7 protein-coding genes are annotated in these 13,656 nt (G+C 68.9%); 3 read left to right on the plus strand and 4 right to left on the minus strand.

Features of this window, described 5'->3' with window-relative positions; all coding sequences use genetic code 11:
* Nucleotides 1-386: 386 nt before the first annotated feature.
* Nucleotides 387-968, plus strand: coding sequence for a YqaA family protein (locus FHT36_RS18305; protein ID WP_024280347.1), 582 nt, complete (start codon nucleotides 387-389; stop codon nucleotides 966-968).
* 15 nt (nucleotides 969-983) lie between these two features.
* Here FHT36_RS18305 and FHT36_RS18310 read toward each other — a convergent pair whose 3' ends face one another.
* Nucleotides 984-1,850, minus strand: a complete 867-nt coding sequence (locus FHT36_RS18310) for a hypothetical protein (protein ID WP_169123933.1) — start codon at nucleotides 1,848-1,850, stop codon at nucleotides 984-986.
* Between the two features lie 636 nt (nucleotides 1,851-2,486).
* On the opposite strand from FHT36_RS18310, the gene gltB reads away from it, so the two are divergent.
* Nucleotides 2,487-7,190 (plus strand): glutamate synthase large subunit, encoded by a 4,704-nt coding sequence (gene gltB, locus FHT36_RS18315; RefSeq protein ID WP_169123934.1) that lies wholly within the window; start codon nucleotides 2,487-2,489, stop codon nucleotides 7,188-7,190.
* 197 nt (nucleotides 7,191-7,387) lie between these two features.
* The gene (locus FHT36_RS18320) at nucleotides 7,388-8,809 is read left to right on the plus strand and encodes a glutamate synthase subunit beta (RefSeq protein WP_169123935.1); all 1,422 of its coding nucleotides are present in this window, start codon (nucleotides 7,388-7,390) and stop codon (nucleotides 8,807-8,809) included.
* Between the two features lie 145 nt (nucleotides 8,810-8,954).
* Here the strand turns inward: FHT36_RS18320 and FHT36_RS18325 are convergent, their stop codons facing one another.
* From FHT36_RS18325 to FHT36_RS18335, 3 genes are all read right to left on the minus strand, one after another.
* A complete protein-coding gene (locus FHT36_RS18325; protein ID WP_169123936.1) occupies nucleotides 8,955-9,908 on the minus strand; it encodes a 3-keto-5-aminohexanoate cleavage protein in 954 nt (317 codons plus the stop codon).
* 45 nt (nucleotides 9,909-9,953) lie between these two features.
* Entirely contained in the window at nucleotides 9,954-10,901 is a 948-nt protein-coding gene (locus FHT36_RS18330; protein WP_169123937.1) for a 3-hydroxyacyl-CoA dehydrogenase, read from the minus strand.
* Nucleotides 10,902-11,075: 174 nt separating this feature from the next.
* Nucleotides 11,076-13,601: a branched-chain amino acid ABC transporter ATP-binding protein/permease gene (locus FHT36_RS18335; protein ID WP_169123938.1), complete on the minus strand. Its 2,526-nt coding sequence runs from the start codon at nucleotides 13,599-13,601 to the stop codon at nucleotides 11,076-11,078.
* Between the last annotated feature and the right edge of the window lie 55 nt (nucleotides 13,602-13,656).

Genomic DNA, 13,656 nt, shown 5'->3' on the forward strand with positions numbered 1-13,656 from the left:
ACCGGAGCTGAATGAGTGTGTCAGCACCGGTTCATAAAGACTGAACGGCACCGGGGTGTTCCCCGGAAATCGTCCGGGGCGTGGCCTGCCCCGCCGGCACTGCGACCGGGGTATCGCCCCCGCGACTCGACCGCAGCGAAACCGGGTTTACACCGCGCCGCGTCACGTGTCTGTGTCCTGCGAGTCACAGCGCCCCTGCGTGAACCGGGGTGGTAAAGCAGCGGTTTACGCGGGTGAGCAGCCGGGTAAGGCCCCTGCCCCGCCGGCCGGCGGGAGGCCGCGCCGCGGGCTGGCGAAAGGCCGCGCCGGCAGGTCCGCGCGGCGCTTTACTCGGATCGTTCGAGGCTCTAAGCGAGGGCACCCTTTCGCGACGCAGCAAGGCGCCCATGCTCCGCAAGCTCTACGACTGGATCATCGCGTATTCGTCGAAGCCGTCGGCACCCTGGGCCCTCGCCCTCGTCGCCTTTGCGGAAAGCTCGGTGTTTCCGGTCCCGCCGGACGTGCTGCAGGTGCCCATGACGCTGGCGCGGCCGGACAAGGCCTGGCGCTACGCCCTCATCGCCACCATCGCCTCGGTGCTGGGCGGCCTCGTCGGCTACGCCATCGGCGCGCTGCTCTATGACAGCGTGGGCAAGTTCCTCATCGACCTCTACGGCTATGGCCAGAAGGTCGACCAGTTCCGCGCCGCCTATGCCCATTACGGGCACTGGGTGATCCTGTTGAAGGGGCTCACGCCGATCCCGTTCAAGCTGGTGACCATCACCTCGGGCTTTGCGAACTACAGCCTGTTCTGGTTCATCGTGCTGTCGGTCATCACCCGCGGCGCCCGCTTCTTCCTGCTGGCGGCGCTGCTGCACTATTTCGGCCCGTCGGCGCGCGAGTTCATCGAGAAGCGGCTCGGCCTCGTCACGCTGGGGCTGCTGGCGGTGGTGGTGCTGGGACTGGTGGCGGCGGCCTACTTCATCTGAGGCCGCCGGCCTTCCTTACTGACCTTTCGGACGCGACAGGACCGAGGCGGTGCCTGCCGACGCGCTGTCGGTGGTCGCCGTGCCGGCGCCCGCCTTGCGCTTCTGCGGCTGGGCGGGGCTCGCCGGGGTCGCGGAGGGCGCGGCATTGGCCGATTGCTGGGCGGCCGTCTGCCCGGCCGGTGCATTCGCGCTGGCGCCGGGCGCCGGCTGGGCCGGAGGCGTCGCAGCAGCAGGAGCCGATGCGGCAGCAGGCGCAGGCGTGGGGACGACCGGCGCGGCGGGGGCCACGGCCGCAGGCGCGGGCGTGACGGCGGCCATGGTCGCCTCGGGCGGGCGCTGGGGCGGCAGCGGCGCCGGGGTGCCGGCTATCGAGGGCGACGGAGCAGCGGAATAGGACGGCGCAGGAGCCGGCGGAACGGCGCGCGCCGTCGCGGGCGGCGCCTGGCGCTGGGGCGCGGGAGCCGGCGCCGCCACGGCGGGTCCGCCGGGAATGGTGCGCGCGCTGACCACGCGGCCGGTAAAGGCATTCACCCGCAGCAGCGCCCGCCCCTCCTGATCGGATGCGGCGATGAGATAGAAGCGGCCAGAGAGCTTGGGCGCGCCGATATTCCAGTAGCCCAGGCTCTGGACGATGCCGCGGATCTCCTCCGGCGGCAGCACGGGATAGCGCGCCTGCGGCACGCCATACGCCCCGCTGGGATAGGTGCCCGGGGGATAGGCGCCGGGCGGCACCGGATAGCCGCGCGGCGCAAGGCCGGGCTGCCCCTCATAGATCAGCACCTGCGCCGCAGCCGGCAGCGCGCTGCCCAGGAGAAGGGCAGAGACGGCCGCCGCGCGCAGCACCGGCCGGGAGCCGACGGGAAGGGTGACGGTGTGGGGCACGGCGCTGCTCCGGATCGATAGAAGTGGCGTTGGACGCTTCGCATCGATCGGCCGGCGCCTGCATATCCGGTCTCGCGCGGGCACGCAGGCTTAAGCAGCATCTGGCGAAGCGCCCGATTCCCGGTCACATAAGCCTTCCAATGCGGCAGCCGTGGGACGGGACGGGGTCGGGCAGGCGGCATCGGGCGCGGGTGCCCTCGGGAGGCGCCGAAATCCCGTTGCGCGAGGGACAACCGCCCCGTACCGTTCTTGCGCCAGAACCGCCGGTCGCGCAATTTTTCGCCAATTTGACCGCTTCTGCGCCATCGTGGCGCTTGTGAGGCTGCTGCTTTTCTGTCATCTTCGCCGAGATAGGGCAGTCGTACTTCCCTATCTCCCGTGCGCGCTGAATTGCCGAGCTCACGTTCCACAGGGCTGGCCCGCCGCCGGCCGAGGTCGGACGGAGGCGCAGTTCCGCGCGGCGCGGCTGTGGTGCAAAAGTTGCAAAGCAGGTATCGGATATCGCCGGGACGTCCCGTCCGGGAGAAGGGGGTCCGGCGCCCGGCGCGATGCGCATGGGACCGACAGTCTGGGGAAGCCGGCGGCACAGCCGGCAATGGCGGGCAGCGTGCTGCCCTATGGAAAAGGAATGGTCAGATGGCACCGATGGATCGCAAGGATGGCTTGATCGGAAGCGTGGCTCACACTGCCGCCGCCGTGAAAGACCCGGCGATCGTCGGCCGTCCGGACGCTTTCGGCCTGTTCGACCCGGCGCACGAGCGTGACGCCTGCGGCGTCGGCTTCATCGCCGATATCAAGGGCCGCAAGAGCCACCGCATCGTCCAGGACGGCATCAACATCCTGCTCAACCTGGAGCACCGCGGCGCGGTGGGCGCCGATCCGCGCGCCGGCGACGGCGCGGGCATGCTGGTGCAGATCCCGCACAAGTTCTTCGCCAAGGAGGCGGCCCGCCTCGGCATCACCCTGCCCGAGCCCGGCGAATATGCCGTCGGCCACATCTTCATGCCGCGCGATCCCGAGGGCGAGGCCATCGTGCGCGCCGCCTATGAGCGGGTGGTGGCGGAAGAGGGCTTCGTGCTCATCGGCTGGCGCGACGTGCCCACCGACAATTCCTCCCTCGGCGTCAGCGTGCTGCCGACCGAGCCCAAGCATGTGCAGATCTTCATCGGCCGCGGCGAGTTCGCGGGCGACGAGGACGGCTTCGAGCGCCGCCTGTTCGTGCTGCGCAAGGTGATCTCCAACACCGTCTACGGCGCCAAGGACCCGCGCACCGCCGGCTACTACCCGGTGTCGCTGTCCTGCCGCACGCTGGTCTACAAAGGCATGTTCCTGGCCGACCAGCTCGGCGCCTATTATCCGGACCTGCACGATCCGGACTTCGAGAGCGCGCTCGCCCTGGTGCACCAGCGCTTCTCCACCAACACCTTCCCGGCCTGGCCGCTGGCCCACCCCTATCGCATGGTGGCGCACAACGGCGAGATCAACACCCTGCGCGGCAACGTCAACTGGATGGCGGCGCGGCAGGCGAGCGTGGATTCGGAGCTGTTCGGCGCCGACATCTCCAAGCTCTGGCCCATCAGCTATGAGGGCCAGTCCGACACCGCCTGCTTCGACAACGCGCTCGAATTCCTGGTGCAGGGCGGCTACTCGCTGCCCCACGCGGCCATGATGCTGGTGCCCGAGGCCTGGGCCGGCAACCCGCTCATGGACGAGGAGCGGCGCGCCTTCTACGAGTATCACGCCTCCCTCATGGAGCCGTGGGACGGCCCCGCCGCCATCGTCGCCACCGACGGCCGCCAGATCGTCGCAACGCTGGACCGCAACGGCCTGCGCCCCGCCCGCTACATGGTGACGAGCGACGACACCATCGTCCTCGCCTCGGAAATGGGCGTGCTCACGCTGCCCGAGGAGAAGATCGTCACCAAGTGGCGCCTCCAGCCCGGCAAGATGCTGCTGGTGGACCTCGAGGAAGGCCGCCTCGTCCCCGACGAGGAGATCAAGACCGAGCTGGCCCGCGCCAACCCCTACAAGGAGTGGCTGAAGCACACCCAGCTGGTGCTGGAAGACCTGCGCCCCGTCGAGGCGCGCGAGGTGCGCACCGACGTGTCGCTGCTCGATCGCCAGCAGGCCTTCGGCTACACGCAGGAAGACCTCAAGCTGCTCATGGCGCCCATGGCCATCACCGGCCAGGAAGCGGTGGGCTCCATGGGCACCGACACGCCCATCAGCGTGCTGTCCAACAAGTCGAAGTCGCTGTTCAGCTACTTCCAGCAGAACTTCGCGCAGGTGACGAACCCGCCCATCGACCCGATCCGCGAGGAGCTGGTGATGAGCCTCGTCTCCTTCATCGGGCCGCGGCCGAACATCTTCGACCTGGAGGGCAACGCCCGCCGCAAGCGCCTTGAGGTGCGCCAGCCCATCCTCACCAACGAGGACCTGGAGAAGATCCGCTCCATCGGCTTCATGGAGGAGCGGTTCGACACCCGCACGCTGGACATCACCTACCCGTCCGACAAGGGCGCGGCGGGCATGGAGGATGCCGTCGAGCGCCTCTGCGAGCGCGCCGAGGCGGCCGTCCATGGCGGCTACAACATCATCATCCTGTCCGACCGCATGATCGGACCGGACCGCATCCCGATCCCGGCGCTGCTCGCCACGGCGGCGGTGCACCACCACCTCATCCGCAAGGGCCTGCGCACCTCGGTCGGTCTCGTGATCGAGACCGGCGAGGCGCGGGAAGTGCATCACTTCGCCTGTCTCGCCGGCTACGGCGCCGAGGCCATCAACCCCTATCTCGCCTTCGAGACCCTGCTCTCCATGAAGGACGAGATCCCGGAGGAGGTGGACGACAAGGAGATCGTGAAGCGCTTCATCAAGTCCATCGACAAGGGGCTGCTGAAGGTGATGTCCAAGATGGGCATCTCCACCTATCAGTCCTATTGCGGCGCGCAGATCTTCGATGCGGTGGGCCTCTCCTCCGACGTGGTGAGCAAGTATTTCTTCGGCACCGCCACCACCATCGAGGGCGTCGGCCTGCCGGAGATCGCCGAGGAGACCGTGCGGCGGCACACCCTCGCCTTCTCCGACGCGCCCATCTTCCGCATGGCGCTCGATGTGGGCGGCGAATACGCCTACCGCATCCGCGGCGAGGACCATGCCTGGTCGCCGGATTCGGTCGCGACCCTGCAGCACGCCGTGCGCGGCAACGCGCAGGACAAGTACAAGGCGTTCGCCGCCATGATCAACGAGGAGGACAAGCGCCTCCTCACCGTGCGCTCGCTGTTCCGCATCAAGGGCGCGGAAGAGATCGGGCAGGCGAGCGTGGACATCTCCGAGGTGGAGCCCGCCTCCGAGATCGTGAAGCGCTTCGTCACCGGCGCCATGTCGTTCGGCTCCATCTCGCGCGAGGCGCACACCACCCTCGCCATCGCCATGAACCGGATCGGCGGCAAGTCGAACACCGGCGAGGGTGGCGAGGAGCCCGAGCGCTTCAAGCCCCTGCCCAACGGCGACAGCATGCGCTCCGCCATCAAGCAGGTGGCCTCCGGCCGCTTCGGCGTGACGGCGGAATATCTCGTCAATTCCGACGTGATGCAGATCAAGGTCGCGCAGGGCGCCAAGCCCGGCGAGGGCGGACAATTGCCCGGCCACAAGGTGGACGCGGTGATCGCCAAGGTGCGCCACTCCACCCCGGGCGTGGGCCTCATCTCCCCGCCCCCGCACCATGACATCTATTCCATCGAGGACCTCGCCCAGCTCATCTACGACCTGAAGAACGTGAATCCCGACGCGGACGTGTCGGTGAAGCTCGTCTCCGAGGTCGGCGTGGGCACGGTGGCGGCCGGCGTGGCCAAGGCGCGCGCCGACCACATCACCATCTCCGGCTTCGAAGGCGGCACGGGCGCGAGCCCGCTCACCTCCATCAAGCACGCCGGCTCGCCTTGGGAGATGGGCCTCGCCGAGACCCAGCAGACGCTGGTGGCCAACCGCCTGCGCTCGCGCGTCGCGCTGCAGGTGGACGGCGGCCTGCGCACCGGCCGGGACGTGGTGATCGGCGCCCTGCTCGGTGCCGATGAGTTCGCCTTCTCCACCGCCCCGCTCATCGCGGCGGGCTGCATCATGATGCGCAAGTGCCACCTGAACACCTGCCCGGTGGGCGTGGCGACGCAGGACCCTGTTCTGCGCAAGCGCTTCAAGGGCACGCCCGAGCACGTCATCAACTACTTCTTCTTCATCGCGGAAGAGGTGCGCGAGCTCATGGCCTCCCTCGGCTTCCGCAAGGTGGAGGAGATGGTGGGCCGCGCCGACGTGCTGGACCAGAAGGCCGCCATCGACCACTGGAAGGCCAAGGGCCTCGACTTCTCGCGCATCTTCGCGGTGCCGCAGATGCCGGCCGACGTGGGCATCCGCCACACCGAGCGCCAGCACCACCCCATCGAGAAGGTGCTCGACCGCACCCTGATCGCGAAGGCGGCCCCGGCGCTGGAGCGCGGCGAGCGCGTGGAGATCGAGACGCCGATCCGCTCGGTGGACCGCTCCGCCGGCGCCATGCTCTCGGGCGCGGTGGCGAAGGCCTATGGCGGCGCCGGCCTGCCCGACGACACCATCCACGTCACCCTGTCGGGCACAGCGGGCCAGGCCTTCGGCGCCTTCCTCGCGGCCGGCGTCACCTTCGACCTCGTCGGAGAGGCCAACGACTATGTGGGCAAGGGCCTCTCGGGCGGGCGCATCATCGTGCGGCCGCCGGCCCATTCGGCCATCGTGCCGGAAAACTCCATCATCGTCGGCAACACCGTGATGTATGGGGCGACCGAAGGCGAGTGCTACTTCCACGGCATCGCCGGCGAACGCTTCGCGGTGCGCAATTCGGGGGCAATCGCCGTCGTCGAAGGCACCGGCGACCATGGCTGCGAGTACATGACCGGCGGCATCGTGGTGGTCATCGGCCCCACGGGACGCAACTTCGCGGCCGGTATGTCCGGCGGCGTCGCCTACGTGCTCGACGAAGACAAGAGCTTCGCCAAGCGCTGCAACCTCTCCATGGTGGACCTGGAGCCGGTCGAGGAGGAGGAGGATCTCCTGGAGCGCCTCCACCACCACGGCGGCGACCTGGAGTTCAAGGGCCGCATCGACGTGCAGGGCGACATGTCCCGCCACGACGAGGAGCGCCTGCACCAGCTCATCGCCAAGCACCTGCACCATACGGGCTCGGCGCGGGCGCAGATGATCCTCGACAACTGGGCGGACTACCGCTCCAAGTTCGTCAAGGTGATGCCGGTGGAATACCGCCGTGCCCTGCGCGAAATGGAGAAGCGCCGCGGCCTCGCGGCGGCCGAATGAGGCAGGAGCGTCCCCTCTTCGGAGGGGACGCCGGCCGGCCCCGAACGGCCGGCGAGCGGGCCGGTAGCCCGTGCGGGAACGCGCGCGAAAACCGAGTCCTCAAGCTGGAACAATTCTTGTAATGGAACTGGTGGTGCGGCACGCGGAGACATCCGGCGCGCGCGGCGGTTCCCTCAAGGTTCGCCAACGAGGTTTTTATGGGCAAGGTCACGGGGTTCCTGGAGATTGATCGGCGCGAGCAGAAGTATCAGCCCGCATCCGACCGCATCCGCCATTTCCGCGAGTTCACGCTGCCGCTGCCCGACGCCGAGGTGGAGAACCAGGCGTCGCGCTGCATGGATTGCGGCATCCCCTTCTGCCACGGCTCCACCGGCTGCCCGGTCAACAACCAGATCCCGGACTGGAACGACCTCGTCTATCGCAACGAGTGGGAAGAGGCCTCGCGCAATCTCCACTCCACCAACAATTTCCCCGAGTTCACCGGCCGCATCTGCCCCGCCCCGTGCGAGGAAGCCTGCACGCTGAACCTCGAGGACGTGCCCGTCACCATCAAGACGGTGGAGCAGGCCATCGCCGACAAGGCGTGGAAGAAGGGCTGGATCAAGCCCGAGCCCGCCGCCGTGAAGACCGGCAAGAAGGTGGCCATCATCGGCTCCGGCCCGGCGGGCCTCGCCGCCGCCCAGCAGCTCGCCCGCGCCGGCCACGACGTGCATGTCTATGAGCGCGAGCCCAAGGCCGGCGGCCTGCTGCGCTACGGCATCCCCGACTTCAAGATGGAGAAGCACCACATCGACCGCCGGGTGAAGCAGATGGAGGCGGAAGGGGTCACCTTCCACTACAACGAGAATATCGGTGTGGTGCGCCCCCTGCAGGAGCTGCTCGACGGCCATGATGCGGTGCTGCTCGCCGGCGGCTCCGAGGCCCCGCGCGATCCCGGCCTGCCCGGGCAGGAGATGGAAGGCGTGCACTTCGCCATGCCCTATCTCGTGCAGTCCAACCGTCGCGAGGGCGACGAGCCGGTGAACGAGATCCCGATCCTCGCCGGCGGCAAGCATGTGGTGGTGGTGGGCGGCGGCGACACCGCCTCCGACTGCGTGGGCACCGCCTTCCGCCAGGGCGCGCTCTCGGTCACCCAGCTCGACATCCGCGCCGTGCCGCCCATGAAGGAGGACAAGCTGGCGGTGTGGCCCTTCTGGCCCACCAAGTTCCGCACCTCCTCCTCCCAGGCCGAGGGCGCCGAGCGCGAGTTCGCCTGCGCCACGCTGGGCATCGAGGGCCGCAACGGCCGCGTCACCGGCGTGAAGTGCGCCCGCGTGGATGCCAAGCGCCAGCCCATCCCCGGCACCGAGTTCGTGCTGCGCGCCGATCTCGTCTTCCTTGCCATCGGCTTCGCCCACCCGCTGTTCTCCGGGCTCATCGAGCAGTCCGGCGCGGCGCTGGACAAGCGCGGCAACGTGAAGGCGGACGAGGAGGCCTATGCCACCTCCGTGCCGAAGCTCTACGCCGCCGGCGACATGCGCCGCGGCCAGTCGCTGGTGGTCTGGGCCATCCGCGAAGGCCGTCAGGCCGCCCACGCCATCGACAAGGACCTGATGGGCGCCACCACCCTGCCGCGCTGAGGCCCATGGCCTGAGCCGCAGATCGAGATCGCCTGATCCTGAAAGCAAAAGCCCCCGGCCATCGGCCGGGGGCTTTTTTGTGCGTCGTTGATGGGGCCCGCAGTGCGCGGCGGCTCACGAGGTGAGCTGCCGCGCCTTCGCACCCTCAGATGTTCGTCTTGTCCGCGCCCTTCAGCTCCAGGATCTCACGCGCCTCGTCGGGGCTGGCCACTTCCAGCCCCAGACCCTCGATGATCTTGGCGGCGAGCTTCACCTGATCGGCGTTGGAGGTGGCGAGCTTGCCGCGGCCGGCCCAGAGCGAATCCTCCAGCCCCACGCGGATGTTGCCGCCCATGGAAGCGGCCATGGCGGCGATGGGGAGCTGGTTGCGGCCGGCGCCGAGCACGGACCAGCGATACTGATCGCCGAACAGCCGGTCGCAGGTGCGCTTCATGTGCATCACGTCCTCGGGGTGGGGACCGATGCCGCCGAGAAGCCCGAACACGGACTGCACGAACAGCGGCGGCTTCACCAGCCCGCGCTCCAGGAAGTGCGCGAGATTGTAGAGATGGCCGATGTCGTAGCACTCGAACTCGAAGCGGGTGCCGTTATCGTAGCAGGTGGTCAGGATATATTCGATATCCTTGAAGGTGTTGCGGAAGACGAGATCGCGCGTGTTTTCAAGATGCGTCTTCTCCCACGGGTGCTTGAACTCCTTGTACTTGTCGAGCAGGTGGAACAGCCCGAAATTCATGGAGCCCATGTTGAGGGAGGCGACTTCCGGCTTGAAGGTGGCGGCGGGCAGCACGCGCTCCTCCACCTTCATGTAGGGGCTGCCGCCGGAGGTGATGTTGATGACCGCGCTGGTGGCCTGCTTGATGCGCGGCAGGAAGGGCGCGAAGGCCTCCGGCGTCTGGTCCGGCTGGCCGGTTTCCGGGTTGCGGGCATGCAGATGCAGGATGGCCGCGCCGGCCTCGGCTGCCTTCAGCGCGTCGGCCACGATCTCGTCCGGCGTGATGGGCAGATAGGGCGACATGGTGGGCGTGTGGATCGCCCCCGTGATGGCGCAGGTGATGATGACCTTGCGGTTGGATTTCTTGGCGGGGGCTGCCTCGGTCATGATGGTCTTGCCTCTATGGTCGGGAATGTCGGAAAGGCGAAAGCTTCAGGCGCCGATGTCCTTGTCGGCCTTGCGCTTGTGGGCGGCGAGCGCCATCAGCCGGCGGTCGCGCCACACCTGCCGCTCCTGAAGGGCATCGTGGGCGAGGCGCGCGCGGCGCTCGGCCAGCACGGTCTCCAGCACCGGGCCGGCCCAGTCCACGCGGCGCCACTGGTCGGGCGAGATGCGCTCATAGATCTGCTGGTAGCGCGCCACATAGTCCGCGACGCCGCCGGGCGCGTTGAGGTCGATTGTCTCGAACGGACCCATGAAGGACCAGCGCAGGGCCAGGCCCTCGCGGATGCCGATGTCCACGTCCTCGACGCTGGCATAGCCGTCCGCCACGAGGCGGAACGCCTCTTCCAGCAGCGCGCCCTGCATGCGGTTCATGACGAAGCCGTCCAGCTCGCGCTTCATCACGATGGGCGACTGGCCGGCGGCGCGCATGAGGTCGGCGGCGCGGGTCATGGTGTCCGCGGAGGTCCACGGCGCGGGCACCACCTCCACGGCCGGGATCAGATAAGGCGGGTTGATGGGGTGGCACACGCACACCCGCTCGCGATGCGTCAGGGTCTCGGTAAAGCGCGAGGGCAGGATCGCCGAGGTCGAGGAGGCGAGCACCGTCTCGGGCGCGGCGAGCGCGTCCAGCTCCGCATAGAGCGCCTGCTTGAGGGCGAGATCTTCCGGCGCATTCTCCTGCGCGTGGACGGCGCCCTCAAGCGCCTCGTCATAGGAGGCGGCGGCGGACAGGCGCGCGCGCACGGCCTCGGGGCTCGCGCCGTTGAGGAGGTCGTTGGCGGCGAGATCGGGCAGCACGCCCTCGATGTAAGCCAGCGCCGCCTCGGGCGCGCCCGGCGCCTTGTCGGCCAGCGCCACGTCAAACCCGGCGCGGGCGAAGGTGATGGCCCAGGCGCGGCCGATGAAGCCGGAGCCGATGATGGCGATCTTGGTCATGACTGCCTCTTCATGGATTCACTGCAAACCGTCGTCATCCCCCGGCTTGTCCGGGGGATCCACCTTGCCGAAAGTCCGGCGCATGGCTGCCGGGAAACGCCTCTCACGGCAGGGTGGATGCCCCGGACAAGCCGGGGCATGACTTGAAACGCGGCGCATAGGCGCGAACCACACTCACAGCCACAGCACCTGCCTCCGCAGGTCGAGGTCGCGGGCGAGCGGACGGGCGGGGCCTTCGTGCACCACCTCGCCGCGCTCCAGCACCACCGCGCGGTCGGCGAGGTTCAGCACCACGTCGAGATGGTGATCGACGATGACGAGGGTGAGCGAGCGGCGCAGCCGGTCGAAGGCGTCGAACAATTCTTCCGTCACCGCCGGGGACAGGCCCTCGAAGGGCTCGTCCAGCAGCAGCACGCGGGTGTCGCCCATGAGCGCGCGGGCCACCGCCACCATCTGCTGCTCTCCGCCGGAGAGCAGGTCGGCCGGCGTGTCCATGCGCACCTTGAGGCGGGGGAAGAGGTCCAGCACCTCCTCCTCGCTGAAGTGCTTGCCCGCGCCGGTGATGCGCTTCAGCCGTCCGAGTTCGAGATTGTGGCGCACGCTCATGCCATGGAACAGCGCCCGGCCCTGCGGCACGTAGCCGACGCCGCGCCGGGCGATGGCGGCGGAGGACAGGCCCATGAGTTCCTCGCCCGCCAGCGTCAGCGACCCGTTCATGGGCTTGACGATGCCGGTGATGGCCTTGAGCAAGGTGGACTTGCCCGCCCCGTTGCGGCCGAGCAGCGCGAGGATCTCGCCCTCCTTCGCCTCCAGCGAGACGCCGGCGAGGATGCGGCTCTTGCCGTAGAAGGCGTCGATGCCGTGGAGCCGCAGCATAACGGTGTCGGTGGCGGCGGATTCGAGGTCGCGGGCGGCAAGGGCGGCGGCGCCGGAGCCGATATAGACCTCCTGCACGCGCTTGTCGGAGCGCGCATCCTCCACCGTGCCGTCCACCAGCACCGCGCCATCGGCCATCACGGTCACCGCGTCAGCGAGCTCGAACACCCGGTCGATGTCGTGCTCCACGAGGAGCACCGGCACCTCGGCGGAAATGTCCTTGATGAGGTTGGAGACGCGGTTGCGCTCCGCCGCCGCAAGGCCCGCCAAAGGCTCGTCCAGCAGCAGCACGCGCGGGCGGGAGGTCAGCGCAAGACCCATGTCCAGCAGGCGCTGCCCGCCATAGGAGAGCGCACCCGCCTCCGCCCGCTCCATGCCGGCGACCCCGAGGAAGGCCACCATCTCCGCCGTCTCGGCGTTGATCTCGGGAATGGCGGCGGCATCGCGCCAGGGGTTGAGCCGGCTCTTGTGGGTGGCCTGCACGCCGAGGCGCAGGTTTTCCTCCACCGAGAGGGTCGGGAACAGGTTGGTGATCTGGAAGGAGCGCGCGAGGCCCTTCATGCACACGGCGTTGGGCGAGAGCCCGTCGATGCGCTCGCCGGCGAGGCGGATCTCGCCGGAATTGGGCGGGAACATGCCGGAGATCATGTTGAAGGTGGAGGTCTTGCCCGCGCCGTTGGGGCCGATGAGGGCGTGGAGCGTCCGGTCCTTCACCGCCACCGCGCCGGACCGCACCGCCTTGATGGCGCCGAAGCCCAGGGCGAGGTTCTTCGCCTCCAGAAGCGGCGCGGGGCTCTCCCAGCGAGCCCGGGCGGTGAGGGACGACGGAAGCGGCCGCCGCTCCGCCGAAGTGCGCCGGCCCATGGCGGCCGCTTCGACGGTCTTCTTCCTCAGCGGCGCCAGCAGCCGGCCGGCGACGCCGACGAGGCCGGTGGGCGAGAAGACGATGAAGGCCATGAACAGCAGGCCGAACCAGAACAGCCAGTTCGCCGTCCACATGGACAGGAACTCGCGGAACAGCACGAAGAACAGCGCGCCCAGCGCCGGCCCGAGGAAGGAGCGCATGCCGCCGATGACCACCATGGCCAGAAGCTCGCCCGAAAAGGCGATGGCGATGGGATCGGCCGAGGCGAAGCGGTGGTTGAAGGCGAGCAGCGCCCCGGCGAACGCCGTGAGGCCGGCCGAGAGGGTGAAGCAGGCGATCTTGTAGGCCCGCGTATCGTAGCCGATGAAGCGCGCCCGCTGCTCGTTCTCGCGGATGGCGACCAGCACCGTGCCCACCGGCGAGCGCACGAAGCGCTGGAGCGTGAGGATGATGAGGAAGGCCGCCACCGCCACCACCCAGTAGAAGGTGGCATTGCGATCCACGTCGAGGCCGAGGAAGGGGCCGCGATTGACGCCGCCGAGGCCGTTCTCGCCGCCGGTCACGGCGGTCCAGCGGAAGGCGACGGTATAAGCGAGCGCCGTCAGCGCCAGCGTCAGCAGGGAGAAATAGACGCCGCGCCGCCGCAGCACCACGTATCCCACCGGGATGGCCGCCAGCGTCACCAGCACCGCCGCCGGGATGGCGAGCACGAGGCCCCACTCTGGAAACAGCCGCTGCTGGAGGAGCGCGGCCGCATAGGCGCCGAGGCCGAACCAGGCGCCATGGCCGAAGGAGACGAGGCCGGTGTAGCCGACGAGCAGGTTCAGCGCCATGCAGGCGAGGGCGAGGATCACCACGTCGGTCGCGGACGTCACCGTCAGTCCGAGGGCGGAGAGCAGCGCCGGCAGCACGGCGAGCGCCGCGGCGGCGACGATGAGGTTGGCATTGCGGGCGAGCATCGCGGCTCCTGAGGCGGGAGGGGTCGCAGTCACGAAAGGGGCGGCGGAGGCGGCG

Source organism: Xanthobacter sp. SG618, from assembly GCF_012932745.1.
In the GTDB taxonomy this organism is placed as follows: Bacteria; Pseudomonadota; Alphaproteobacteria; order Rhizobiales; family Xanthobacteraceae; genus Xanthobacter; species Xanthobacter flavus.